The sequence below is a fragment of the Nisaea sp. genome (assembly GCF_034670185.1).
Taxonomy (GTDB): Bacteria; Pseudomonadota; Alphaproteobacteria; order Thalassobaculales; family Thalassobaculaceae; genus Nisaea.
This window is the reverse complement of the sequence record NZ_JAXMNY010000001.1, coordinates 779285-805192: the sequence shown is the minus strand read 5'-3', so window position 1 is coordinate 805192 and position 25908 is coordinate 779285. Positions and strand designations below refer to the sequence as shown.

Here is a 25908-nt window from a genome sequence, read left to right as displayed (position 1 = left end):
CGCGCTTCGCTCACTACGATATTTGTACACAAACCGTCGCGTCCGCGAACGGCCTTACAGGGAAAGAACCATGGATTCTGTCGTCGAAGACAACAAGCTCGGCATGATGAAGTACGGGATCGGCCAGCCGGTAACCCGTTCCGAGGACCCAAAGCTGCTGCGCGGCGAGGGGAACTATACCGACGACGTGAATCTGGACGGCCAAGCCTATGGCGTGATGGTCCGCAGCCCCTATGCCCACGGTACCTTGAACGGTATCGATACCGCTGAAGCCAGCACGGCACCCGGTGTGATCGCCATTTTGACCGGCGCGGATCTGGATGCCGCAGGCCTCGGCACCATGAAGTGCGGCCTGCCCCTGAAGGGACGCGACGGTAGCCCGATCAACTATGTGCCACGTCCGGCGCTGGCGACGGACAAGGTCCGCTATGTCGGCGATCCAGTAGCCATTGTCATCGCAGAAACAGCCGTGCAGGCCCGCGATGCGGCAGAGCTGGTGGAACTGGATATTAATCCTCTGCCCGCCGTCACGGACGCCCGCGCGGCCGCTCAGGCTGGCGCACCACAGCTCTATGACAGCGTCTCCGGTAACACGGCCATCGACTTCCAGTATGGCGATACGGAGAAGGTCGATACTGCCTTCAGGGAAGCATCGCACCAGACACGGCTGAACATCCGCAACAACCGGATTGTCGTCAGCGCGATGGAACCGCGCTCGGCCGTTGCCTCGTTCGACACAGCAAGCGACGGTTATACCCTGCATGTCGGCTGTCAGGGCGTCTTCGGCATGATGAACACGCTGGCCAAGCAGGTGTTCAATATCAAGCCGGAAAAGATGCACGTCATCACCGGCAATGTCGGCGGCTCTTTCGGCATGAAAGCCGGTGCCTACCCCGAATATATCTGCGTTCTGCACGCGGCGAAGGTGCTCGGACGGCCGGTGAAATGGACCGACGACCGCTCCGGGAGCTTCCTTTCCGACTGCCATGGCCGCGACCATGACATGACGGCGGAACTGGCACTGGATGCGGACGGAAAATTCACGGCGCTCCGGATCACCGGATACGGCAATGTCGGCGCATTCCTGACCGCCGTCTCGCCAATGATGCCGACCATGAACACGCTGAAAAACGCCAACAGCGTCTACCGGCTGCCGCTGATCGAAGTCGCCTCCAAGGCGGTCTTTACCAACACCACGCCGGTCACCGCCTATCGCGGCGCCGGGCGGCCGGAAGCGAACTATTACATGGAGCGGCTGATTGAAACCGCAGCCCGCGAAATGGGTATCGACGCCATCGAGCTGCGCCGCCGCAACCAGATCCTGCCAAGCGAGATTCCCTACGCCGCCGCGAACGGCATGAATTACGACAGCGGCGATTTTCCGACCATCATGCAGAAAGCCGTCGAAGCGTCCGACTGGAACGGTTTCACCGCACGCAAGGCGGAGAGCGAGAAGCGCGGCAAGTTGCGCGGGCGCGGCGTCGGCTGCTATCTCGAAGTCACCGCGCCGGTGCAGGAAGAAATGGGCGGCATCCGCTTCGAGGAGAATGGCGACGTCACGATCATCACCGGCACGCTGGATTACGGCCAGGGCCACTGGACCCCGTTCGCCCAGGTGTTGCACCAGAAGCTCGGCGTGCCGTTCGAGCGCATCCGGCTGATCCAGGGCGACAGCGCGGAGCTGATCGCAGGCGGCGGAACGGGTGGTTCCAAATCCATCATGGCCAGCGGTGCTGCGATTCTGGAAGCCAGCGACATCGTCATCGACAAGGGCAAGAAGATCGCTGCCCATGTGTTCGAAACGGCGGTCGAGGATATCGTCTTCGAGGGCGGTGCATTCCAGGTCGCGGGTACGGACCGCACAGTGACCATCACTGAACTGGTGGAGCAGCTCCGCAACGGACTGGAAGTACCTGAAGGCATCTCCCGCGATCTCAGCGTGGAGCACATCTTCGACGCCGCCCCGTCGGCCTTCCCGAACGGCTGCCATGTCTGCGAGCTGGAAGTGGACCCCGATACCGGTGTGGTCGAAATCGACCGCTACAACATGGTCAATGATTTCGGCACCGTGGTGAACCCGCTGCTGGTCGAGGGCCAGGCCCATGGCGGCATCGTGCAGGGCCTCGGCCAGGCGCTGATGGAGAACGCCATCTACGATTCCGAAGGCCAGCTGCAGACCGGCAGCTATATGGATTACGCCGTGCCCCGCGCCAGCGACGTGCCGAGCTTCACCTTCGCCACCCACGCGGTTCCGGCGACGACGAACCCGCTCGGCGCCAAGGGCTGTGGCGAGGCCGGCTGTGCCGGCTCGCTGCCCTCGATCATGAACGCGCTGGTGGATGCCCTTGCGCCGCTCGGCGTGAAGCATATCGACATGCCGGCAACGCCGGAAAAGGTCTGGGCAGCAATCCAAAGCGCAAAGGCCGCCTGAAAAGGCGGCCTTTGCCGAGAGTAAAATCCGAGAGTCAGGCGCTTGTTAGACAGCCGTAAGCGCCTGCTCAAGGTCCTGGATCAGGTCTCCGACATCCTCGATACCGATCGAGAAGCGCAGCAGGTCGGCCGGAACCGGCGTCCCCTTGCCCTCGATCGACGCGCGATGCTCAACCAGGCTCTCGACTCCGCCGAGCGAAGTTGCCCGGTGGATCAGCTCGAGATTCGCCGCCGTCTTGATCGCAGCCTGCTCACCACCTTCGATTCTCAGAGACAGCATGCCGCCGAATCCATCCTCCATCTGCTTCGCCGCTACATCGTGTGTGGCATGGGTCGGCAGTCCCGGATAGAGCACGGAAGCCACTTTCGGATGGTTGTGGAAATGCTCCGCAATCGCCATGGCATTATCGGAGGCTTTGCGGACCCGGAGATGCAGCGTGCGCATGCCGCGCAGCAGCAGCCAGGCCTCGAACGGCCCCATGACCATGCCGTGATCGGTCCGCACGCGTCGGATATCGCTCCACCACTCGTCAGCTTTTGCCGCTATCAGGGCACCGCCAAGCACATCGCTGTGCCCGTTCAGGTATTTCGTCGCCGAATGCATGACCAGATCCGCGCCATGCTCGATCGGGCGGGACAGCACCGGACTTGCCGCCGTTGAATCAACGCAGAGCTTTGCGCCGGCGCCGTGGGCGAGCTGTGCGAACCAGGCAATGTCGAGGCAGTCCCAGAGCGGGTTGGCCGGGGTTTCGATCCAGACCAGCTTGGTTTTGCCTGGCTGCACCAGACCCGCGGCGCTTTCCGGGTTGTTCACATCGAAGAAGTCGATTTCGATCTGCCACTGCGCGCAGAAGTCCAACAGCCAGTTGCGCAGGGCCCAGTACATCACCGTCGGCGCCAGCACATGATCGCCCGGGCGCAGGGTCATGAACGGCGCAACCGCCGCTGACATGCCGGCCGAAAAAATTAGCGCGCCTGCGCCATTTTCCAGTCGCGCCAGCAGGTCTTCGGCGACATCGTATGTCGGGTTACCACTGCGGGTGTAAACGAACCCCTTGGGATAACTGTTATCGGCGTTCCGTTCGAACGTCGTCGACAGATGGATCGGCGGGGTTACCGCCCCCGTGGTCTCATCGACATGACCGAGGGCCTGTGCCGAGAGGGTCTCGGGCTTCAGGTCATTATTGCGCATTGCCGGCTCCGGCGTAGAGTTGGACCGTTGGACCCGACAACCGTCGGGCCGCACATGCCTCTATCACGAGGCGGGAAGAGTGGGAATTGCCCGGATTGTCGCGAGACAAATAAGGCTGCAGTGATTTCCATTGTCCGGAAACCTCTGCAGCCTCATAAAAAGCCGGTCAGACTGTCCGGGTGTCCATTAGAGTCAGGAAGGACACCAATTATCGGGTGGGTCTCCGATACGCGACGATGAGGGGCACTGCCACGGTTCGTACTGTCTGCCCGGCGGGGCAACTGAACAGGTCGATAGACGAGCACTGTCATTTTCAGGATACGATCCGGGCAGTCAAAGTGATAATTCTCTTTTAAAGCACCGTATTAGTTCCTATAACGAATGAATAATTCTGTACCGTTCAGGAGAACGCGCTGAAATGGATACTTTGACGGCGATGAAGGTTTTTTGCTCCGTGGTTGAGAATGATAGTCTCGCCGGAGCATCCCGCACGCTCAATGTCTCACCGTCCGTCGTGAGCAAGCAGCTCTCCGGACTTGAGGACCGACTGGGCGTACGCCTGCTGAACCGGACAACGCGTCGGGTCAGCCTGACGGAGGTAGGGTCCGCCTACTACGAACGCTGCAAGCGCATCCTGGCCGATGTGGACGAAGCGGAGATCGCGGTCTCGCAGGCTCACTCGGCGCCGCGTGGTCTGCTGAAGCTCACCGCACCGACGACCTTCGCGCACCGGCATGTCGCCCCTCACCTTCCTGAATTTCTTGATCGCTATCCGGAAGTCGAGGTGCAATTGCTCGTGAACGATCGCGTGGTGGATCTCGTCGATGAGGGGATCGATCTCGCCATCCGGATCGCACAACTGAAGGATTCCAGCCTGATTGCCCGCAAGCTTGCGGTGAACCACCGCATGCTGGTGGCCAGCCCGGACTACCTGAAGAAGTGGGGCCAGCCGGCAACGCCGGACCAGCTGAGCGACCACTCGCTGATCACCTATGCGCCGGGCAACCCGATCAACGACTGGCACTTCATGATCGACAATCAGCAGAAGATCCTGCGCGCCAAGGGCACCCTCGCCATGAATAACGGCGACTCGGTTCTGCAGACCGTGCTTGCAGGCGGCGGTCTCGCCATGCTGGCAGCCTTCATGGCCGGTGAGCATGTGAAGAGCGGCAAGCTGGTGACGCTGCTGGAAGAGTATGTCCGCGAGGACGTGCCGATCTACGCCGTCTATCCAAGCGGCCGGCATCTCTCACCGAAGGTCCGGGCGTTCGTCGACTTCCTGGTCGATCTCTACAACCCGACGCCTTATTGGCTTTAATTAACGCACAGCGCATAAAACAACATCGTCAGCCCGATGAAAATCGGGACCCAGGGAACAAGGTCATAATTCTACGATCCCTGAGTTCCCACGTACGTGGGAATGACGATGTTTGAGAAGAAAACTGTTTTCAGTGTGACGAGAAAACCTAGCGCCAGCTCTCGTCCAGCTCGGCGGGTTCGCTCGTGTAACCAGCTTTCTGGATACCCTTGCAGGCGCAGAATTCGTCTTTTTCAGAGAGATCACCGCTGACGCCGACGGCACCGATCACCGCACCGTTTTCGAGGATGAGCGCGCCGCCTGGGACAGCCGCGAACTGACCGTCGAAGGCACTGGCAGCCGCAACCTGGAATCCGAGGCGTTCCTTCAGGCGGGCTCCGAGATTGCGGGAAGACTCACCGAAACCGAGGCCGCCCCAGGCTTTCGCCGTAGCGATCTCGACACGGCCGATGCCGGAGCCGTCCTGGCGCTTCAGGCACACTACCTGGCCGCCTGCATCGAGCACGACAACCGTCATCGGCATCATTTTTTCAGCGGTTGCGACGCTCAGAGCCTCGTCGGCGATAATTTCCGCCTTGGCGAGCGGCAGTGCGACGTGGAGCGGGAAGTTCCCAGCCATAGTTAGTCCCCCTAAATCAAGATCATCGGTGTAAATGCTGCGCTGCTTATAACATCGCCCCGCACCTCCACGATACGAAGCCGGCATCCGCATCGCGGAAACAGAAAAGGCGGCCGGGAGCACCGACCGCCTTTTTTTATCAAGTTCGATATCCGGGATCAGCCGGCGAGTTTCTTCTTCAACAACTCGTTGACCATGGCCGGGTTGGCCTTGCCCTGGCTCTGCTTCATCACCTGACCGACGAAGAAGCCGAACAGCTTGTCCTTGCCGGAGCGGTATTCCGCCACCTTCTCCGCCTGGGACGCCATAACGCTGTCGATCAACTCTTCGATCGCGCCGGTATCCGTGACCTGACGCAGGCCTTTTTCCTCGACGATTGTCGGCGCGTCCTTGCCACTTTCGAACATCTCCGCGAAGACGTCCTTGGCGATACGGCCGGAGATCGTATTGTCGGTGATCAGGTCGATCAGCCCGCCCAGCTTCGCCTCGTCGACTGGCGAGTCCGAGAGACCCTTGCCCGCCTTGTTGAGGTTGCCGAACAGCTCGGTGATCATCCAGTTTGCGGCCAGCTTCGGGTCGCGTCCGTCCGCCACCTTCTCATAGAAGGCCGCCGTCTCCTGCTCTTCCACCAGGATAGCGGCGTCATACGGGCTCAGCCCGAAGTCCGCGATGAAGCGCGCCTTCTTGGCGTCCGGCAATTCCGGTAGCTTGGCTTTCTCCGCCTCGACAAACTCCTCGCTGAAAATCAGCGGCAGCAGGTCGGGATCCGGGAAGTAGCGGTAATCGTGCGCCTCTTCCTTCGACCGCATGGAGCGTGTCTCGCCTTTGTTGGCGTCAAACAGGCGGGTTTCCTGATCGATGGTACCGCCGTCCTCGATGATCTCGATCTGACGGCGTGCTTCGTACTCGATGGCCTGCTGCATGAAGCGGATCGAGTTCATGTTCTTGATCTCGCAGCGGGTGCCGAGCTCATCGCCCGGCTTTCGGACGGAGACGTTCACATCGGCGCGCATTGAGCCTTCCTGCATGTTGCCGTCGCAGGTGCCGAGATAGCGCATAATGGAGCGCAGCTTCTTCACATAGGCCGCTGCCTCTTCTCCCGACCGCATGTCCGGACGGGAGACAATTTCCATCAACGCCACGCCGGAGCGGTTCAGGTCGATATAGCTCTTGGTCGGGCTCTGGTCGTGGATCGACTTGCCAGCATCCTGTTCCAGGTGCAGTCGTTCGATTCCGATGGACTTGGACCGCCCGCCCGGCAGATCGACGGTGATTACGCCCTCTCCCACGATCGGCTGTTTGAACTGGCTGATCTGGTAGCCCTGCGGCAGGTCCGCGTAGAAATAGTTCTTCCGGTCGAACACGCTGAAGCGGTTGATCGCGGCATTCAGTCCGAGGCCGGTGCGCACGGCCTGGCGGACACATTCCTCGTTGATGACGGGCAGCATGCCCGGCATGGCGCTGTCGACCAGCGACACCTGGCTGTTCGGCTCGGAGCCGAAGGTGGTCGCCGCGCCGGAGAACAGCTTGGAGTTGGATGTGACCTGGGCATGCACCTCGAGACCGAGGACGATCTCCCAGTCTCCGGTGTTACCCGTGATGAGGTTGGATTTTTCCGCAGTCATCTCACTTCCCTCCCGCAAGGAAGCCCGGCAGGGCATCGAAGCCCGCCGCCTGTTCCAGAACGCCACCTACCTTGAGGACGGTTTCCTCGTCGAAGGCCTTGCCCAGCACCTGCAGGCCGAGCGGCAGACCTTCTCCGGAGAGCCCGACCGGCACTGAAATGCCCGGCAGACCGGCCAGGCTGGCCGGCACGGTGAAGACGTCGTTCAGATACATCTTGATCGGATCGTCCTCATTCTCGCCGATGGCAAAGGCCGCGGACGGCGCGGTCGGCGTCAGGATCGCATCGACGGACTGGTAGGCGTCGTTGAAATCCTTCTGGATCAGCGCCCGGACCTTCTGCGCCTTCAGGTAATAGGCATCGTAATAGCCCGCCGACAGCACGTAGGTGCCGATCAGGATGCGGCGCTTCACCTCGTCGCCGAAACCTTCGGCGCGGGTGTTCTCGTACATCTCGCTCAGGCTGTCGCCATCGACCCGAAGGCCGTAGCGCACGCCGTCATAGCGGGCCAGGTTGGACGAGGCTTCCGCCGGCGCGATGATGTAGTAGGTCGGCAGCGCGTACTTCGTGTGCGGCAGGGAGATATCGACGATCTCCGCACCCGCGTCCCGGAGCATTGCCGCGCCTTTCTGCCAGAGCGCATCGATTTCGTCCGGCATGCCGTCGACCCGGTATTCCTTCGGAATGCCGATCTTCATACCGCGGATGTCGCCGGTCAGCGCCGCCTCGAAATCCGGAACGGCGAGGTCAGCCGAGGTGGAATCCTTCGGATCGTGCCCGGCCATGGCGCCCAGCATCAGGGCGGCGTCGGAGACGGTCCGGGTCAGCGGGCCGGCCTGGTCGAGCGAGGAGGCAAAGGCCACAACGCCCCAGCGCGAGCAACGCCCGTAGGTCGGTTTGATGCCGACGATGCCGCACAGGCTGGCCGGCTGACGGATCGAGCCGCCGGTATCGGTTCCGGTCGCGGCAATCGCAAGGCGCCCCGCCACAGCCGCAGCGGACCCGCCGGAGGAGCCGCCCGGAACCAGCTTCGCGTTATCTCCGCCTGAACGGCGCCACGGGTTCTCGACCGCTCCGTAATGGCTGGTCTCGTTCGAGGAGCCCATGGCGAATTCATCGAGATTGAGCTTGCCGAGCATCACGGCGCCAGCGTTCCAGAGATTCTGGCTCACCGTCGATTCGTATTCAGGCTTGAAGCCGTCGAGGATATGCGAGGCCGCCGTGGTCAGCACGCCTTGGGTACAGAACAGATCCTTGATACCGATGGGCAGGCCTTCCATGGCCCCGCCCTCGCCCTTGGCGAGCTTTTCGTCGGACGCCTTGGCCATCGCCCGCGCCTTGTCCGGCGTCTCCGTGATGAAGGCATTCAGGCTCTTGCCCGCTTCCATGGCGCCGATATAGGCGTCCGTCAGCTCGGCAGAGGAGGTTTTTTTCGCCTTCAGCGCGTCGCGCGCCTCGGTCAGGCTGAGAGAGAGAAGATCGCTCATTATTCGACCACCTTCGGAACAGCATAATAGCCATGTGCCCGGTCAGGCGCATTCGCCAGGACCCGCTCGGGATAGGCGCCGTCGGTCACCACGTCGGCGCGCAGCGGCAGGCCGTGCCCCGTGACGCTCGCCAGCGGCTCGACATTGTCCGTATTCACTTCGCTCAATTGCTCTACGAAGCCGAGAATAGTGTTCAGATCACCGACCATGGCATCCAGCTGTGCGTCGTCGGTCTTGATACGCGCGAGATGCGCGATTTTCGCGACAGTGGCTTTGTCAAGCGACATCGGATAAGGCTCTCCGTAATATTCGGAAATTCGCGGCAGCCCCATACACCAAGCACAGAGCCGCAAAACGGTGGCGAAGGTATCACCCAGACATGACATTCTGCAACCCCGCCGACCTGCCAGGAATGATGGCCAAGTTCACCCGTATTCTGGGGCTGGACCTCGGATCCAAGACCATAGGCATCGCCATCTCCGACCCGTTCCTGCGCGTCGCCTCCCCGATCACCACCATCCAGCGCCGGAAATTCACCAAGGATGCGGAAGAGCTGGCCCGGATCGTTGAGGAACGCAATGTCGGCGCCTTCCTGATCGGCCTGCCGCTGAACATGGACGGCACCGAGGGCCCGCGCTGCCAATCGACCCGCGATTTCGCCCGCGAGCTGATCCTGCGCATCGACTTGCCGGTCGCCTTTTTCGACGAGCGAATGAGTACCATGGCCGTCGAACGGGCAATGATCGACGCGGACATGACACGGAAGAAGCGCGCGGCCCGAGTGGACCAGCTCGCCGCCGCGTATATCCTGCAGGCCGCGCTGGACACGATACCGGACTGAGCCAAACAGCACTCCGAATACCGCGACAAGACCAAAACCAGAGAGACCCGATGTCGATATTGTTCATTACCTCCACACGGATCGGCGATGCGATTCTCTCGACCGGGATTCTCGCCTGGCTGCATGAACAGTACCCCGATGACGGCATCACCATCGCCTGTGGCGGCCCGGCCTCGAAGGTGTTCGGCGAGGTACCGAACCTGGAGGCGCTGCATGTCATCAAAAAGCAGCGCAATCACGGGCACTGGTGGAAGCTCTGGCAGGCCATGGCCCCCCGGAAGTGGCGCGTCGTCGTCGATCTGCGCCGCTCGGCCATGCCATGGCTGCTACTGGCCGGAAAACGCTACAGCGTCCCGAAGGACCGGACCGGGCGGCATCGTGTGGAGCTGAACGCCTCGATGTTCGGCTTGTCGTCACTGGACCCGAAGATCTGGACCGCGCCGGAACACCGGGAGGCGGCGGACACGCTGCTGGCGGGGGCGAAAAACCCTGTTGCGCTTGCCGTCGGCGCCAACTGGATCGGCAAGACCTGGGCCGCAGACCGGTTCGCGGCGCTTGCGGATCGTATTCGGCAGATGGAAGCCTTCGCGCCCGGCGCCGAGATCGTGCTCGTTGGCGGCCCCGACGAGCGGGAGGCGGGAGCGGCATTGCTCGAAAGCCAAAATGGTGGCCCAGGTAGCGGACGAGTGATCGACGCCTTCGGTCTGGATATCCTCTCGACCTACGAGCTGCTGAAACGCTGCCGTCTGATGGTCGCCAACGACTCCGCCATGATGCATCTCGCGGCCGCCTCCGGCATCCCGACCATCGGCCTGTTCGGCCCGACCAAGGACCAGCATTACCGACCCTGGGGCGAAAACGGCTTCGTCGTCCGCACTCCGGACAACGCCGAGACGCTTATGGCCCGCCTGAATAAAGACGCCTCGACGGTCTCGACGCTGATGGACGGGATTGAAGTCGAGCATGTCCTTGCCAAAATCGGAGAGCTTGAGGCCAAGGGACTGTTCGCAGGCGGCCACGCCGCTTAACGAGACACCGGACCGTCATCCCGCACTTGATACGGGACCCAGGGAGCATAAAACACAGCGCCACGATCACCTGTGCCCCCGCTCTCCTGCCGGAATGACGCTTCAGGCCAAGGCCTGTCAGCCGTCGCGGAACATAAAACGCAAGCGCAGAAAACACGTTCCGGATTCTTTTACTTCCGGGCGGAATCGCCCCTTATCTTCCGCTTGCTAGTGATTATCTCATGAGCACGTCACGTGCTCAGTGAATGTCACGGACGCAGAGAGGGAAGTATGATGGTGTCTTTAACAAGATTGCTCATGGTTGCCGCTGCTATCGTCGTCACGCAAGGCGGATCCGCATATTCCGCCGGGAAAAACTCGACGACAATCACCACCCTGAAAGCCTGCGAGGCCGCGATTACGGATACGCAGGAGGCCCGCGCGGGAAACCCGGATCTTGGCCCCAAATCCGCGGCGGCCTTTGACGACTTGCTTGAGCTTGCCGCTCAACGCTGCAAGGACGGCGCATATCAGTACGCGGATGATCTGCTCATCATCGCGCGTGGAATGGTCGCGTCCGAATAGGACGGAATAGCCGTTCAGGGGCACGAAACAGAATGCGCCCGTGCAGGAAGCATATTTCGTGTCCCCTCAACTCCCCCGGAAGTGCGAACAGCTGGACCAACAGGCCGCAGCGTATATTCTATTGGCCAGACCGCGCCAAAGTGATCGCCGTAGAGGAGACTGCCTTGCGTTCCATTTCATCCATGAGACTGGCAATCGGGTTGACCGCAGGGCTGACCATCGGACTGACCTCCCTGCTCGGGCAATCACCCGCAAAGGCGCATGACACCACTCCCATCGGAGACGCCGTTAACGAGCTGCCACTCTTCGATGCCCATGTGCATTACAAAGAACCCGCATGGGAGCAATTTCCCGTCGAGAGCATCGTCGAGCTGATGGACAAGAACGGCGTTGCCATGGCCCTCGTCTCCTCAACGCCCGACGAGGGCACCATCATGCTGTGGGAATACGCGCCAAACCGGATTGTTCCCGAACTGCGCCCCTATCACGCCAATGCCAATTCCTCGAACTGGGCCAAGGCATCCGGTATGGAGGATTACCTGCTGAAGCGGCTGGAAACCTATCCGCATGAGGGCATCGGCGAGTTCCACATCCACAGGCTCGACACCTCCGACGAGCCGATGTTCCGCACCGTGATCGGCATGGCAAAGGAACGGGATATCTACCTGCATGTGCATTCCGATGCGGAACCCGTGCGCTGGCTGTACAGCCTCGACCCCGAGGTCAAGATCATCTGGGCCCATGCCGGCCTCGGCGAGCCGGCGGAGACGGTCTACAGCCTGATGCACGACTTCCCCACCCTGATCGCCGACACATCACTCAGGGAACACGCCATTCTCGGATATGGCGATACGCTCGACCCGGAATGGGAAAAGATCATCTTCGCCTTCCAGGACCGGCTGATGGTGGGCAGCGATACCTGGGTCAACGGCCAATGGGAGAACTATTCCGCCATCATGGACTCGAACCGTGCCTGGCTCGCGAAACTGCCCGAGGACGTGGCGCGGAAAATCGCCTACCAGAATGCGGAGCGGCTGTTCGGGCGGGAGATCTCGATGGAGCAAATCGGGACGCGATAGCCGTCACCGTTCCAAATATGCCGCAGACGCTGCCGAAACAGGCCATGAAGACCTGAGGGCAAAAGGGAGGGAAATCCATGTCGAAGACGCGTGAGAACACGGAGAGTGAACCCTGGAACGGCCCCCGCTGGGCCACCAGCCGGCATAATTTCGATCCGGCGATCGCCGTACCGCCCCGCAAGGTCGAACTGCACGACCTGACACTCCGCGATGGCGAGGAATCTGCCGATCTCGCCTTCACGACGGCGGACAAGGTGAAGATCGCCGAGGCACTGGCCCGCCTCGGCATCAAGCGCACCGAGATTTTCCTGACGGTGCCGGGCTGGCAGGAAGTCATTCGCGAGATCATGCGCCGGGATCTCGGCATGGATTTCTGGGTCACCTGGCAGCCGGGACGGGTCGAGAAGGCGCTCGAGCTCGGCGTGCGGCATGTCATGGTCTGGTACCATATCGGCGACGAGATGCAGCGCCACGTCTTCAAGACCAACCGCGAAGCGCAGTTCGAGAAGATGATCGAGGAGGTTCGGGCGGCCCGCGCGGCGGGCTGTGTCGTGAACCTGTTCATGCCGGAGACCACCCGCGCCGACCTCGACCACATCACCCGCGCCGCCAAGGCCGCGGAGGCGGAAGGCGCCAGTTACGTGACCGTTGTCGACAGCCAGGGCATCGCCCGGCCCGCCGCAATCCGCTTCCTGGTCAGCCATCTGAAGGAACAGACGGGCCTGAAAGTCGAAGTCCATTGCCACAACGATTTCGGCCTCGCCGTCGCGAACGTGCTTGGCGGCTACGAGGGCGGCGCCGATGTGCTTCAGGTCTCGATCAACAGGATCGGCTATCGCGCCGGAAACGCCGCCATGGAGTCGGTCGCGGCGGCGCTCAAAATGATCTACGGCGCCGAGACGGGCCTGCAGCTGGACCGGCTGCCGGAGGTGTGCCAGCTCGTCGAGAGCATCAGCGGCCTGCCGATCGACTATTATAAGCCTATCGTCGGCAAGGGCGCGTTCCGCTACGAGCAATGGCGCGCCATCACCGAATTCACCGCGGCGGACGAACGCCGCTTCGCCTTCCCGTTCGAGCCGGAAGTCGTCGGGCGGACCGCGGAGCTGGTCATCGGCAAGTGGAGCGATTCCGGCGCCGTCCTCCAGAAACTGGCGGAATACGGCCTGAAGGCAACACCCGAGCAGGTTGGCCGCATTCTCACCCGCAGCCAGCGCGCCGGCACCTCCCGCCACCGGCCACTCGCCGATAGCGAGTTCCTGGTCATCGCGGAGCAGGAAGGCGCGGCCGACGCGGAGAGCTGAAGCGCTTGAGCCGCGACGGAGCTGACGGCGACTGGGGCTGGCTCAACTGCCCGAGAAGGCGGCACGGAAGATCGCGTAAGGGAATGCGGAACGACTGTTCGAGCGGGAGATCTCGATGGAGCAGGTTGGGTGAATGGGGACAATTAAGTAGCGTGTCCCTTTAATTCGAGCGTGTCCCTTTAATTCGAAGTAGCGTGTCCCTTTAATTCGCGTCCCTTTAATTCGCGCGCGCTCTACAAGCGGTGCCGGCGCCGCGGGCCAGTCAGGAATAGCGTATCTAAATCGCCGGCGGCGATATATCGGTTTATCCGCACGCCACTATTCCGGCGATGAAACCGACAAGTTCTTCGCAATTATGTATGACGCGCTTTTCAAACGTCCGGGCGTTCTTTCCTCCAACCGCGTCTTCCAGGTGAGACAACTGAATCTCTGGCCGAAGGAGTCTGACGCCGATGCGCGTTCGCCGGTTGACATTGAGTATTTTTTTATTCACGCTACTTATAGGTGCTTTTTAATAAACTTATTCGTGGATAGAGAAAATGATTCAAAAATTTGCCGGGCCGACCAGCCCCCTCCTCGTGGTCGCGCTGCTCACCGGACTTGCAGCAATTCCGGGCACTTCCGCCAATGCCGCCTGCAACCTTCCCGTCAATGACCTTTGCACAAATGACGTCTACTACCCTGACGATGCAATGGGTCATGCAGCAGCACATTGTATCGGAACGGACGACAGGCAGGCCACGTGCAGCGCGGAAGGCGGGCAAAGCCAGCTAAACACCGACACATGTGCCGACGGCGGAAATACTGCCACAGTGAGAGCCTCGCTCCAGGCACTTTGCGTGGCGCTTGCTCAACGCCACTCGTGCAACATTGTTGACGGGAACAGCCCGGATTCTCACCGTATGTACGCCACTTTGGCGGCCGATGTCGGCTACACCCGTCCGGCCGGAGCCCCGAATGGTCAATGTATAACCACAAATAGGGCCTCGTTTCTATACAGCGACCGGACGCAGGATGGCGTGCGGACCATTCGAGTGTTTAACGCTTACCCACAACGCTAAGACTAAAAGTACATGTCGCGGGGTTCTGCCACCTGAGGGAGGTGGCAGAACACTCGGAGTCCCTTTTTGCTTCGCAGTGGTAGTTGAAGTCGCAGTCGCTTTGCCGAAGTTTACCGGGAGATGGACCTCGAATTAAAGTGACACGAATTCAGAATTAAGGGGAATTAAGGGGACACACGACTTAATTCACGGGGGAATTAAGGGGACACACGACTTAATTCACGGCCCCAAAAGCCCAAGTCTTACTTCCCTCACCCAGCTCATTCGACGAAAAAGCCAGTCAGACTGACCGCAGCCGCGCCTCAACCAACGCCTTCATCATCCGCACCGCCGCTTCGGGAGCGGTCAGCACCGGCCGGTCGGTCACGACGCGGCAGTCCGGGGCGGCTGGCGCCATGGAGAAATGGGCCAGCAGGAAGACATCCGCGTCCGTTGTGCGGGCGACCGCCTCGGCGATGAGGCGGTTGTGGGTTTCGGCGTCGCCGCCAGCCAGCGCCTCCCGCGCGCCCTCCGCGAAGACCGTCGTCAGGCGTGCTCCGGAATTGCGCCGCGCGGCCTCGACGCGGAATTCCTCCGCCATGCCCTCGACCGCCGCCGGGAAGGTGTAGATCATCGCAACACGCGTTCCGTGGCCGAAGGCCTCCTCGAACATGGCTTCGTTCGGCTTCAGGACCGGCAGCGGCGATGTGCGCGCGGCCTCCTCTATCGCTTCGCCAAAGGCCGAACAGGTGTAGAGGATGCCCGCCGGCCCCGTTCCCTCAGCATAGCGCGCGAGCGCCACGGTCCGCGCCGCCAGATCAGGCGTCAAGTCGGTCTCCTTCGCGCGGTCGACCGAGAGAGCCTCGTCCAGCAACGAGCGGATCCCGGCCTCCGGCCAGATTTCCCGGAACGCCGCCTCTATCGGGGCTATGGCGAGGGGCGTTGCGTGGATCAGGGAAATGCGGACTGGATTGGACATTTTTGAGTTCCGGAAAATGGGCTCTTACGGGGACACAATTCAATTCGCGCGCTCTCTGACCGACCCGCCCTTCATCTCTCCAGGCCTGGCTGCATGTAGACGATGGCGCTCAGGATCACATCAACATCCTCGCCATTCGATGCGAACGGCAGGAACACCCGTTCGAGGGCTGCGAAATCCAGCCTGAACTTGGTCGGCGACACGCCATACCTGTAATTCGGCAAGCCCGACTCCACAACCTCAACCCGATGTCGCACGAGGAGTTGCTCGTCGGCATTCGGCCAGACCGTGTCGAGATACTGACCCGTAAAATCCGCGCCCATCGCCTCGACGACTGTGGTCCCCATGACACGCACTCTGAAGCGGTACGGGTTCCGCTCCACGTCGGTCAGCACAAGGTTCGGCAGAATTCTCGGGACGGCCAGTGGATCGAAATCCGCCCGCGACGGGATACGGTCGCCCGGATGGATGGCGATCCAGTGGGAGAGGAGTTCACGCACCGCGGCCGTCTGCGCCTGTTCCCTGATATCCCTGGCGCACGAGAGACTCGGGTGTTCATGCATGTTCGATCCGGTTCAGTGACCCGCCCCTGGGTTCATGGTGCAGCGTCACTCCCGGGATTGCCAGACCTTTACCCTTCGAAAACTCAATCCACGGTATTATTTGTCTCTCCATTAGTTGATTATTTCTTTTCATACCGATACCGAAAATCACAATGGCTCGCCCCGCTCATGATGGTCTGGCCGCGTTCCATCGTGATCTTGTCCGAATACCCCTCGCAGAAGCTGCCGTCCCGGTTGCAGGACAGCAGGTGGCCGATCTCTCCTAGGCCCATTTCCTTGTACATCTCGGCATAGCGGCAGCGGGTGACGTTGAAGTGGAAGGTGTCTTCCGTCCGCTCCAGCTCCTCCGTCTCCAGCGCCCCGCCATGGGTCCAGAGGCTGTAGAGCTCCTGGAAGCTGCGCATGTCCCGGTCCGGGCCGTCGCGTTCGGCGAAGGTGCGGGCCTGGGCGATGGCGGCCTTGCGGATGGCGTTGCCGATAATCTTCTGCGCCGCCGCCGCGCCGACCTCCGCCACCATCTCCTCGTAGAGCGGCTTGATCACATTCGCCTCGATGCGGCGAAGCTCGATGATGGGAAGGTCGGTCATGACGTGTCTCCGGTGTGTTAGCGGCCCGGCTCTCTAGCGGCCCAATTCTTCAGCGACCAAGCGTGCCGCCCTTCAGCGAGCGCGGGTCGCGCAGGCCCCAGCGGCCGGCCTCAACCTCGTGGAAGAAGTCGAGAATGGTGCGGTTGAACAGGGCCGGCTCCTCGATATTGAGGGTGTGGCCCGTATTCGGGAACATGGCGTGCCCGGCGGACGGGATGGTGCGCTTCATCAGCAGGCCCGGCTCAAGGCAACTTTCGTCCTCGTCCCCGTTCACAATCAGGGTCGGCACGGTCAGCGCCGCCATCTGCTCCCGCAGCTCCCAGAGCGACGGCCGGTTGGCCTGCACGCCGCGCAGGGTGTTGGCGGAGCCTTTGGTGGAATGCTCGCCAAGCTGGGCCGCGAATTCCGCCCAGCCGCGCGGGTCCTTGTTCTGGAGCTGCACCCGGGCCGGCTCCAGCGCGTAGACGGGCGCCACCTTGTCCATGCCCTCGCCCTCGATCTTGTCCGCGAGCAGGTTCGACTGTTTCTTGAAATCGTCCCGCCGGTCCGGGTCCGCACCGTAGCCGCAGCCCGCGACGACGAGCGACAGGGCCCGCTCCGGATAGGCGAGGCCGAAATGCAGCGTGGCGAAACCGCCCATGGAGAGGCCGACGATATGCGCCGCCTCGATATCCATGGCATCCAGCACCGCCCTGATATCGTCCCGCGCCCGGGCTTGCGAATAGTGCGCCGGGTCTTCCGGCACGTCCGACGGCGGATAGCCGCGGGCGCCGTAGGTGATGCAGGTGTAGTAGCGGGACAGCGCCCGGACCTGCGGCTCCCAGCTGCGATGGTCTCCGGCGAATTCATGCACGAAGACGACAGGCGTCCCCTCACCGGTCGTCTCGCAATAGAGCGACACACCGTCATCCGTCTTCACATAGCCCATTCCAGCCTCCCCGTTCCTTATTGGTTGACTGTGACTATGCAGGATCGACGGGCGGCGCCCAAGGGGCCGGATTGCGAATGAACTGTTCCTGCAGCGGCGCGGGTCGCGGTGTCAGAGGAAGTGGTGGAACGGCGCGATCTCTATCCCCGCCGCCTCCAGCGATGCCCGGAGTGCCCGTGCCATCTGCACGCCCGCCGGATTGTCGCCATGCACGCAGATCGTGTCGATCCGGCCCTTGATGCGCTTGCCGCTTTTGGTGATGACAGCGCCTTCCTCCAGCATGGCCAGGACGGATGCGGCGGCCGCTTCGGCGTCATGGATCACGGCGCCGGGCTCGCTGCGCGGCACCAGATTGCCGTTATCCTGATAGGCCCGGTCAGCGAAGATCTCACGTGCCATGGGCAGGCCCGCGGCCTCTGCGGCGCGTTCCGTCGCCATGCCCGGCATGACGACGAGGATCAGCTCGGGATCGACCGACTTCACGGCCTTGGCGACGGCTCCGGCCACACCGTCGTCCTCGGCCACCAGATTACCCAGAGCGCCATGGGTCTTCACATGGGTCACCTTCACCCCTTCCAGAGCGGCAAGCCCCATCAGGGCACCGATCTGGTAGGCGGTCTGCTTCTCAAGATCGGCCAGGCTGTCACCGGCGATCTTGCGGCGCCCGAAGCCCCAGAGATCGAGATAGCCCGGATGCGCGCCGATGCCGACACCACCGTCCCGCGCCCGGATCACGGTGTCCCGCATCACATTCGGATCGCCCGCATGAAAACCGCAGGCGACGTTCGCGCTGGAGACGATCGACAGCATGTCCGCATCGGCACCCAGCTCGTAGGCACCCCAGCTTTCCCCGAGATCGGAATTGAGATCGACGCGCATGTTTTCAGACTCCGGTTGGACGAGGATGGTGAGGATAGCGGTCCGTCGGTCTGGACGGAACGACCATATCAATGCAACGCTGGCCGATGGGCTGAACGCATCAGCGTTCCACAACAGTCCGGCGGCGTTCCAGCGCGGAACGCAAGGCCTCCATCACGGATCCCGCCGTGACAATTCCGTCACCGGACTCCATCAATCCGGCAACCGCCAGCCCTCTGGCAACCCAGCTGTTGCATGTGTTCGCCAGACTGAAGGAGCCGTTCGCTTCATAGAAAAGACTGTCGGGATAGAGGCCGTAGGCGATGGCCGGAGCACGGCCGGCATCCCGCCGCACGAAGGAACCCGCGATGTAGTCCTGCAAACGTGCATGCTCCAAATCCGTCACGGAAAAGACCGCAACCTCCGAAGAGCGGAAATAATCCTCCGGACCGATCGGGAGGCCGACCAGATGCATCACGGTTGGGGTGCCTACAAAAGCCGCCGAGAAATAGACGGAAATATCCGGGTCCGGGGTCTGATAGAAATCACGGTCACCCCATCCGAACTCGATCCAGCTGAAATTCTCAAAGGTTTCGCTCTCGGGAATACGCGCACGATCAATGTCGGCGGTTTTCAGGGCAATACCGGTGTGCCAGCCGATATTGACCACAGCGACATCTTTTGCGACCGCAGGCTCGGACGTTCCTGCAGCCACAAGCAGAAGGCATATTCCTGCGAGGAGGCCACTCCACCATGCTACGCATCTCTGCATTCCCGACCTCCCCCACGATTTCCAGACTGAGGATTCCCTTCAATCTGGTCCGGAAGATGGCCGAATTCAGGCAGTCCCGCCCTGTTTGATATCGAGCGTGACCAGCCGCGTACTGACATCGTCCGGGGACGGCGTTTCAACGAAGCCGAGATCTCGGCAGAGCGCCAGCATCGCCTTGTTCTCCGACATGACGTATCCGAACATCTTTTGCAGGCCGCGCGAATGGGCGTGCCGGATGAGATCGCCCATCAGGCGGCGGCCAAGCCCCTGCCCCTGCTGATCGGTCCGGACCAGGGCGGCGAACTCGCAGGTCTCGAAATGCGGATCGGCCGTCAGGCGGGCAACGCCGAGGATTTCACCGTGACTTTCGGCAATCAGCGCCATTTCCCGGTCATAGTCGATTTGGGTAAGACGGGCCGCCGTTTCGTGCGGCAAAGTCTTGACCGGTGCGAAAAACCGCCGTCGCAGATCGTCCTGGGATGATTTCTGGATCAGCTCCAGCAATGCCGGCTCGTCTTCCGGGCGGATCGGACGAACCGTCAGGGACCGTCCATTATCGAGGCTGATATGCCGCTCCAGATGTTTCGGATAGGGCTGGATGGCAACCGGGATCGCCTTGGACGCATCCTGCACCCGGACCCTGGCATCCAGGGCAAGAATGCCGAAATCGTTGATGTAGAGCGGGTTGACGTCGAGCTCCCGGATCTCCGGGAAATCCATGGCGATCTGCGAGAGTTTGACCAGCGCCGCCGTCAACTCTTCAATGGCTGCCGCTGGACGGTTCCGGTAGCCCTGCAGCAGCGACCAGACCCGGGTCCGCTGCACCATGTCGCGCGCCAGCGGGATATCGAGCGGCGGCAAGGCAACCGCACTGTCATCCGCGACCTCGACCTCGACCCCGCCCTTGCCGAACAGAATGACCGGCCCGAACACACGGTCCGTGGTGATGCCGATGATCAGCTCTTCCGCATGCGGCATGGTTGCCATGCGCTGGACCGCGAAGCCGTCGATCCGGGCTTCCGGCTTCACACGCGCCACGGTCCGGAGCATTTCTTCCGCCGCCGCCACAACCTGCTGACGGCCGGTCAGATCAAGGCGGACACCGCCGACATCGCTCTTGTGCGTAATATCGTGACTGAGAATTTTCAGCACGACGTGGTTGCCAAGCTCGACAGCGGCGAGCCCCGCCTCATCCGGCGTCTTGGCTATCACGGTTTCCACGACCGGAATGCCATAGGCATCCAGTACGTCTTTCGCTTCCGGCTCGGTCAGCCACTCCCGGCCGTCATCAAGCGCCTTCTGGACGACCTTCCGCGCCCGCTCGGTCTCGGGACGGAACCCTTCCGGCAATGAGGGCGGCGTTTGCATCAGCATGTCCCGGCGGCGCTTGTAGCGCACCATGTGCATGAAGCCGGTCACCGCCTGGTTCGGCGTATCGTAGGACGGCACCGACGCCCGATAAAAAGCCTTCTTCGCCTTTTCCTGCGCCCCTTCACCCACCCAGTTCGTCAGAATCGGCACGCGCGGCTTCTTGGCCACGATGCGCTGCACGACTTCCGCCGCCTTGACGCTGTCCGCAATCGCGGTCGGGCAGTTCAGCACCAGAACCGCATCGACATTCGGGTCCTTCATCACCTCTTCAAGCGCGGCTTCATAGCGCTCCGGCGGCGCATCGCCGATGATGTCGACAGGATTTCCCCGCGACCAGGTGGACGGCAGCTTGCCATCCAGCGCCGCAATCGTTTCCGGGCTGAGCTCCGCCAGGCGCCCGCCCAGCTCGATCAGGGATTCTGTTGCCAGCACCCCAAGACCGCCGCCATTGGTGACGATGGCAAGACGGTCGTTGGCGGCCTTCAGGCCGGTGCCCAGCGTGTTCACCGCATCGAACAGCTCAAGCAGATCATACACGCGGAGAATGCCGGCCCGGCGGAAGGCGGCGTTAAAAACAGCATCAGAGCCCGTAAGCGCGCCGGTATGGGAGGCAGCCGCCTTCGCCGCCTCCTTGTTCCGTCCCGACTTGATGGCGATGACCGGTTTGTTCCGGGCCGCAGCCCGCGCGGCCGACATGAATTTCCGGGGACTGCTGATCGACTCGATATAGAGCAGGATCGCCTTGGTGTTCGGGTCCGCGACCAGGTAATCCAGCATGTCGCCGAAATCGACATCGGTCATGTTGCCGAGCGAAACGACATGGGAGAAGCCGATATTGTGGTGCGCTGCATGGTCAACCACGGCGGACGCGACAGCGCCGCTCTGCGTGACGAACGCAAGATTGCCGGCAGGCGGCGCAATATGCAGGAAAGAGGCGTTGAGCCCGATGGGCGGCACCATGATGCCGACGCAGTTCGGCCCGACCACACGCAGCGGATATTGCGATTTGATACGTTCGATCTCGGCGGCCAGATCGGCGCCGTGGCCATCCGCCTCACCGAAACCGGCAGTGACGACGACAGCGGCCTTTGTTCCCTTTGCCGCCAGGTCCTCCAGCACGGAAGGCACCGACGCGGCCGGAGTACAGATAACCGCGAGATCAGGAACGATCGGAAGATCTGTTACGCTCTTGTAGCAAAGCGTGGAGCCGATAGAGGCCTCATGCGGATTGACCGGCAGCACCGGACCGTTGAATGCTCCGCCCAGAAGGTTGCGGGACAACACTTTGCCGACCGACTGCTCCCGGTTGCTCGCCCCAATGATGGCGACCGAACTCGGCTGAAAAAGCTTATCCAGATTCCTGATCGACATGGAACGGCCTCATTATGTTGCAGTGCAATATAATAACTATGCCGCCGAATTGTGTCAGTTCTAATGCACCCCGAAGCTAATTTGTCGCAGCGCACAATTTACAGCAGGCATCAGCTCGTTTCCCGACCAGCGCGCGCGTCATCGACCATTCGCGCGAGTTCGGCGATATCCTTCACGACATAAGCGCCACGCGTCCTCTCCAGCAAGTCACTCCGCTCAAGAGCTTTCAGCTCCCGGGTCACCGCTTCACGATGCGTGCTGATCCGGGCCGCGATCTCGGCATGGGTCGGCGGCGGTGAAATGCGCCCGGTCCCATCGACGATGCGCCCGGCCCGCGCCAGACGCAGCAATTCCGCATGGATCCGGTTGCGCACGCCAAGCGTGCTGAACTCGACCACACGCTCGACCAGCGTCCGGATCGAGCCAACCATGCGCTTCATGACGATCTGCGCCATTTCCGGAACCTCTGCAAGCAGCTCCCGGAACAGCTCGGCCGGCATGCAGGCGACAGTCGTCCTGCTCAGCGCAACGATGCTGGCAGAGCGCCGTCCGCCGTCGATTGCGGCAAATTCGCCGAAGTGATCCCCTGTCTTGAGATCGTGAATAATAACGGTCTTACCAGTTTCGGAGAAAACGGTAACCCGAACGTCCCCCCAACTGATGAAGTAGACGTCGGTCGATTCATCATCGAGATTGATGATCACCTGGTCCGCTTCAAAACTCCGCCAACGGCATCTCTTGTCGAGATCGGCAATCTTCGCTTCCGGCAAGCAGCGCAGCAAATGGCATGCTCCCAAGCTGCGATTCATAGTCGACACTGGTATCTCCCCGCTTTGGTTGCCGACCCTATCATCAATCGTCCGGACCGGCACCGTCCCTAACCCCAAGCACCTTATCTAGCAACAGGGCAGGCCCGCTCACAACCGCTCGTCGAAACCCGCTCTTGTCCGCGCCCCCGGAGCGTTTTGACCTCGAACCGTCGCCTCAGTGCGGAATCCCACACCGACCGGGCGAAAACATCCCTATCTTTTAGTTAGCAGAAGGAAGGGGTCCGGGCAGCCACTGTAACAGCGTTTCCCCCGCTTTGGTGGTGCTCCCCTTCCAACTGCAAAGAGTGTTTTATCCTGAGAGTCATCTTCAGGGCCGCGCCATAAATGATCGGTCAGGGCATACCCCGCCTCCCTCATCGTTCCGGCGCGGTCTTTTTTTTCGACCGCAAGTCCGTCCGTTCCAGACAGGCTGCAACCAGTTAAGCTCCTCCCGCAAAATTCTACTTTTAATCACAAGTTCACTTGCCGCGCCGACGCGCCCACCCTATCTCAGTTCTGTCTGTGGACGGCTTTACAAATGGAGTGCCTTCTGCTGGTCAGTGCCGAGTGTCTCTCCTAAAGCGTGTCTAAGAGTAAGTGACTGAGTAAGTGGTTTTTTTGGAGTTTGTGAAGAGGAGAGGTATCCAGTCATGCCAACGGGTACAGTGAAGTTTTTCAAGACCGACAAAGGCTACGGGTTCATCACACCCGAAGATGGATCACGCGATGTCTTCGTACATGTTTCCGCCGTTCAGAATTCCGGACTGGCAACCATCTCCGAAGGCCAGAGGCTGAATTTTGAAGTTCAGGAAGACGCTCGCGGCCCCAAGGCCGTCGATTTGTCGGTCGCGGATTAGAACCGCGCGCACCGCCTGCTCTTCAGCGGTGCCTGAATGAATAAAAACACTCGACCCGGCTGTATCCAGATATAGCCGGCCCTTTTACCTGCGCCGCCTGTTCCGGCTTTCGCGCGCCGGCTTTCTCCCTTCGGTTTGCCCTTGGCGGTCGCCGACCTCTTGGCCTCTCGGGTGTATTTGACAGATTCACGCTCACCGGTACGTGTTGGCGCTTCACAGACTGCAGCCAAATTGTCATATTCGCGATCGTCCGGACCGAAGAAAACCCGCGACCGGTTAATCACCGATGTCCCGGAGGTTCGGAAAATAATACGGGAGGATCACCCTCTAGGCGCGAGAAGACCGGCAAACAGTAGGCTGGCATCGCCTCAAGGCTTCACAAATTCAGGAGATCTCAATGATTAGAGACATCGTGCGCGCCCTCCTCGGCGGCGCAGGTTTGGCGGCGACGGTGCTGGCTGCGGGCGTCGTGCCCTCCAGCGCCAATGCGGACGAACTCAAGGTCGGCTTCGTTTATGTCGGCCCGGTCGGCGACCATGGCTGGACCTATCGCCACGATATCGGCCGCAAGGCCATCGAGGCACAACTTGCCGGCAAGACTAAGACAACCTTCGTCGAGAACGTGCAGGAAGGCCCCGACGCCGAACGCGTCATCCGCCAGCTCGCCAGCGACGGCAACAAGCTGATCTTCACCACTTCCTTCGGCTTCATGAACCCGACCCTCAAGGTCGCCAAGAAGTTTCCGGATGTGAAGTTCGAACACGCGACCGGCTACAAGCGCGCCGAGAACGTCTCCACCTATGCCGCGCGCTTCTATGAAGGCCGCTATGTCGCTGGCCTGATCGCCGGCAAGATGACCAAGTCGAACGTGATCGGCTATGTCGGCTCCTTCCCGATCCCCGAAGTGATCCGGGGCATCAACGCCTTTACGCTGGCGCTGCGCTCGGTCAACCCGAAGGCCGAAGTGAAGGTCGTGTGGGTGAATTCCTGGTACGACCCGGGCAAGGAAGGCGATGCCGCCAAGGCCCTGATCGATCAGGGCGCGGACATCATCCTGCAGCACACCGACTCCCCGGCCCCGCTTCAGGTTGCCGAATCCCGCGGCGTGCATGGTTTCGGCCAGGCCTCCGACATGACCAAGTTTGCTCCGAAGGCACAGCTTTCCGCGATCATCGATAACTGGGACAGCTATTATGTGGCTCGTGCCAAGGCGGTTCTGGACGGCACTTGGGAGTCCACGGACACTTGGGGTGGCCTGAAATCCGGCTTGGTCGAGATGGCTCCCTTCGGTGACGCTGTTCCGGAGGATGCGAAAAAGCTCGCCAACGATGCGATTGCCGGCCTGACGGACGGCTCCATTCACGCTTTTGACGGGCCTATCAAGGATCAGAGCGGCGCCATCAAGGTCAAGAAGGGCGAGACGCTCGATGATGGTGCCCTGCTCGGCATGAACTGGTATGTCGAAGGCGTTCAGGGCAAGATCCCGAACTAATTCGACCAGCGAAACAACGCAACGGCCCCGCCCGTACCCGGCGCGGGGCCGTTTTCATTTGAAAGGCTACTCCATGACCCCTGAGGAAATCCGCGACCGGGTGCTGCATCGGGACGGACTGATCCTGGTCATCGACAAGCCTGCCGGACTGCCGGTCCATGAAGGTCCCGGCGGCGGCGACAATCTCGAAGCCTATTTCAAGCATCTGACATACGGCATCCAGCATGTTCCGGCACTTGGACACCGGCTGGACCGCGACACAAGCGGCTGCCTTGTTCTGGGGCGTAATCCGAAAGGATTGAAGAAGCTTGGAAAACTGTTCCGTGAAGGCCTTGTCGAGAAAACCTACTGGGTGATCACTCACGGAACTCCAAAAGAACCGGAAGGCCGCATCGAGCTACCCCTGCGAAAAGTCAGCAGTAAGGACAAGGGCTGGCGCATGGTGGTGGATCGGAAAGACGGCCAGGAGAGCGTCACCGACTATCGGGTCGTGAGCGCTGCGGACGGTATGAGCTTCATCGAATGCTTCCCACGCACCGGCCGAACACATCAGATCCGCGTCCATCTCGCCGCCATCGGCTGCCCGATCGTCGGAGATCCGCTCTATAGCACGGCGCAGGATGAAGAAGAGCCTCTGCAACTCCACTCCCGGGCTTTGCGCCTGCCGATGCAACAGAGCAAACCACCGGTCTATGCGGAAGCACCGCCGCCGCCCCATATGGCTCCCTATCTGGAACGCCTCAGAACCGGTCCGGATATGGAACCGAGTCGGGGTGACAAATAAGGTCGTGGCGGATA

At 61.4% G+C, this 25908-nt stretch carries 23 protein-coding genes; 10 read left to right on the top strand and 13 right to left on the bottom strand.

Going from position 1 to position 25908, the window contains the following annotated elements:
* Window positions 1–70 precede the first annotated feature (70 nt).
* A complete protein-coding gene (locus tag VOI22_RS03800; protein ID WP_323795246.1) occupies window positions 71–2431 on the top strand; it encodes a xanthine dehydrogenase family protein molybdopterin-binding subunit in 2361 nt (786 codons plus the stop codon).
* A 45-nt stretch (window positions 2432–2476) separates the two neighbouring features.
* Here the strand turns inward: VOI22_RS03800 and VOI22_RS03795 are convergent, their stop codons facing one another.
* Window positions 2477–3622 (bottom strand): aminotransferase class I/II-fold pyridoxal phosphate-dependent enzyme, encoded by a 1146-nt coding sequence (locus VOI22_RS03795; RefSeq protein WP_323795245.1) that lies wholly within the window; start codon window positions 3620–3622, stop codon window positions 2477–2479.
* A gap of 418 nt (window positions 3623–4040) precedes the next feature.
* Between VOI22_RS03795 and VOI22_RS03790 the strand changes: the two genes are divergently transcribed.
* Window positions 4041–4940 (top strand): LysR family transcriptional regulator, encoded by a 900-nt coding sequence (locus tag VOI22_RS03790; RefSeq protein WP_028465289.1) that lies wholly within the window; start codon window positions 4041–4043, stop codon window positions 4938–4940.
* Window positions 4941–5088: 148 nt separating this feature from the next.
* Here the strand turns inward: VOI22_RS03790 and VOI22_RS03785 are convergent, their stop codons facing one another.
* From VOI22_RS03785 to gatC, 4 genes are all read right to left on the bottom strand, one after another.
* Window positions 5089–5559: a GlcG/HbpS family heme-binding protein gene (locus VOI22_RS03785; RefSeq protein ID WP_323795244.1), complete on the bottom strand. Its 471-nt coding sequence runs from the start codon at window positions 5557–5559 to the stop codon at window positions 5089–5091.
* A 158-nt stretch (window positions 5560–5717) separates the two neighbouring features.
* Window positions 5718–7184, bottom strand: coding sequence for an Asp-tRNA(Asn)/Glu-tRNA(Gln) amidotransferase subunit GatB (gene gatB / locus VOI22_RS03780; protein ID WP_323795243.1), 1467 nt, complete (start codon window positions 7182–7184; stop codon window positions 5718–5720).
* Between the two features lies 1 nt (window position 7185).
* Window positions 7186–8670 (bottom strand): Asp-tRNA(Asn)/Glu-tRNA(Gln) amidotransferase subunit GatA, encoded by a 1485-nt coding sequence (gene gatA, locus VOI22_RS03775; RefSeq protein WP_323795242.1) that lies wholly within the window; start codon window positions 8668–8670, stop codon window positions 7186–7188.
* On the bottom strand, window positions 8670–8957 hold the full coding sequence (gene gatC / locus VOI22_RS03770) for an Asp-tRNA(Asn)/Glu-tRNA(Gln) amidotransferase subunit GatC (protein WP_028465293.1): 288 nt from the start codon (window positions 8955–8957) through the stop codon (window positions 8670–8672). Before gatC ends, gatA begins: the two co-directional genes overlap by 1 nt.
* Window positions 8958–9049: 92 nt before the next feature.
* Between gatC and ruvX the strand changes: the two genes are divergently transcribed.
* The 5 genes from ruvX to VOI22_RS03745 all read left to right on the top strand — a co-directional run bounded on the left by ruvX (window position 9050) and on the right by VOI22_RS03745 (window position 13483).
* Complete coding sequence (gene ruvX, locus VOI22_RS03765) at window positions 9050–9511, top strand: Holliday junction resolvase RuvX (protein WP_323795241.1); 462 nt, start codon at window positions 9050–9052, stop codon at window positions 9509–9511.
* A gap of 50 nt (window positions 9512–9561) precedes the next feature.
* The gene (locus tag VOI22_RS03760) at window positions 9562–10539 is read left to right on the top strand and encodes a glycosyltransferase family 9 protein (protein WP_323795240.1); all 978 of its coding nucleotides are present in this window, start codon (window positions 9562–9564) and stop codon (window positions 10537–10539) included.
* Window positions 10540–10836: 297 nt separating this feature from the next.
* The gene (locus VOI22_RS03755) at window positions 10837–11103 is read left to right on the top strand and encodes a hypothetical protein (protein WP_323795239.1); all 267 of its coding nucleotides are present in this window, start codon (window positions 10837–10839) and stop codon (window positions 11101–11103) included.
* 164 nt (window positions 11104–11267) lie between these two features.
* Window positions 11268–12182, top strand: a complete 915-nt coding sequence (locus tag VOI22_RS03750) for an amidohydrolase family protein (RefSeq protein WP_323795238.1) — start codon at window positions 11268–11270, stop codon at window positions 12180–12182.
* Window positions 12183–12259: 77 nt separating this feature from the next.
* Window positions 12260–13483 carry a hypothetical protein gene (locus VOI22_RS03745; protein ID WP_323795237.1) on the top strand — a complete coding sequence of 408 codons (1224 nt, stop codon included), beginning with the start codon at window positions 12260–12262 and terminating at the stop codon, window positions 13481–13483.
* A gap of 1341 nt (window positions 13484–14824) precedes the next feature.
* On the opposite strand, the gene VOI22_RS03740 is transcribed toward VOI22_RS03745, so the two are convergent.
* From VOI22_RS03740 to VOI22_RS03705, 8 genes are all read right to left on the bottom strand, one after another.
* Window positions 14825–15502: an arylsulfatase gene (locus VOI22_RS03740; RefSeq protein ID WP_323795236.1), complete on the bottom strand. Its 678-nt coding sequence runs from the start codon at window positions 15500–15502 to the stop codon at window positions 14825–14827.
* Between the two features lie 71 nt (window positions 15503–15573).
* Window positions 15574–16065, bottom strand: a complete 492-nt coding sequence (locus VOI22_RS03735; RefSeq protein WP_323795235.1) for a PAS domain-containing protein — start codon at window positions 16063–16065, stop codon at window positions 15574–15576.
* Window positions 16066–16184: 119 nt separating this feature from the next.
* Window positions 16185–16652 carry an L-2-amino-thiazoline-4-carboxylic acid hydrolase gene (locus VOI22_RS03730; RefSeq protein ID WP_323795234.1) on the bottom strand — a complete coding sequence of 156 codons (468 nt, stop codon included), beginning with the start codon at window positions 16650–16652 and terminating at the stop codon, window positions 16185–16187.
* A 49-nt stretch (window positions 16653–16701) separates the two neighbouring features.
* Window positions 16702–17580, bottom strand: a complete 879-nt coding sequence (locus VOI22_RS03725) for an alpha/beta hydrolase (RefSeq protein ID WP_323795233.1) — start codon at window positions 17578–17580, stop codon at window positions 16702–16704.
* Window positions 17581–17691: 111 nt separating this feature from the next.
* Window positions 17692–18459, bottom strand: coding sequence for a 5-oxoprolinase subunit PxpA (locus VOI22_RS03720; RefSeq protein WP_323795232.1), 768 nt, complete (start codon window positions 18457–18459; stop codon window positions 17692–17694).
* A gap of 100 nt (window positions 18460–18559) precedes the next feature.
* On the bottom strand, window positions 18560–19210 hold the full coding sequence (locus tag VOI22_RS03715) for a DUF2459 domain-containing protein (protein ID WP_323795231.1): 651 nt from the start codon (window positions 19208–19210) through the stop codon (window positions 18560–18562).
* Window positions 19211–19276: 66 nt separating this feature from the next.
* Window positions 19277–21952 carry a bifunctional acetate--CoA ligase family protein/GNAT family N-acetyltransferase gene (locus tag VOI22_RS03710; RefSeq protein ID WP_323795230.1) on the bottom strand — a complete coding sequence of 892 codons (2676 nt, stop codon included), beginning with the start codon at window positions 21950–21952 and terminating at the stop codon, window positions 19277–19279.
* 110 nt (window positions 21953–22062) lie between these two features.
* Complete coding sequence (locus tag VOI22_RS03705; RefSeq protein WP_323796283.1) at window positions 22063–22761, bottom strand: Crp/Fnr family transcriptional regulator; 699 nt, start codon at window positions 22759–22761, stop codon at window positions 22063–22065.
* A gap of 650 nt (window positions 22762–23411) precedes the next feature.
* On the opposite strand from VOI22_RS03705, the gene VOI22_RS03700 reads away from it, so the two are divergent.
* From VOI22_RS03700 to VOI22_RS03690, 3 genes are all read left to right on the top strand, one after another.
* A complete protein-coding gene (locus VOI22_RS03700) occupies window positions 23412–23618 on the top strand; it encodes a cold-shock protein (RefSeq protein WP_193171024.1) in 207 nt (68 codons plus the stop codon).
* Between the two features lie 397 nt (window positions 23619–24015).
* Window positions 24016–25110 (top strand): BMP family ABC transporter substrate-binding protein, encoded by a 1095-nt coding sequence (locus VOI22_RS03695; RefSeq protein ID WP_323795229.1) that lies wholly within the window; start codon window positions 24016–24018, stop codon window positions 25108–25110.
* A gap of 73 nt (window positions 25111–25183) precedes the next feature.
* Window positions 25184–25894 (top strand): RNA pseudouridine synthase, encoded by a 711-nt coding sequence (locus VOI22_RS03690; RefSeq protein WP_323795228.1) that lies wholly within the window; start codon window positions 25184–25186, stop codon window positions 25892–25894.
* Window positions 25895–25908 lie beyond the last annotated feature (14 nt).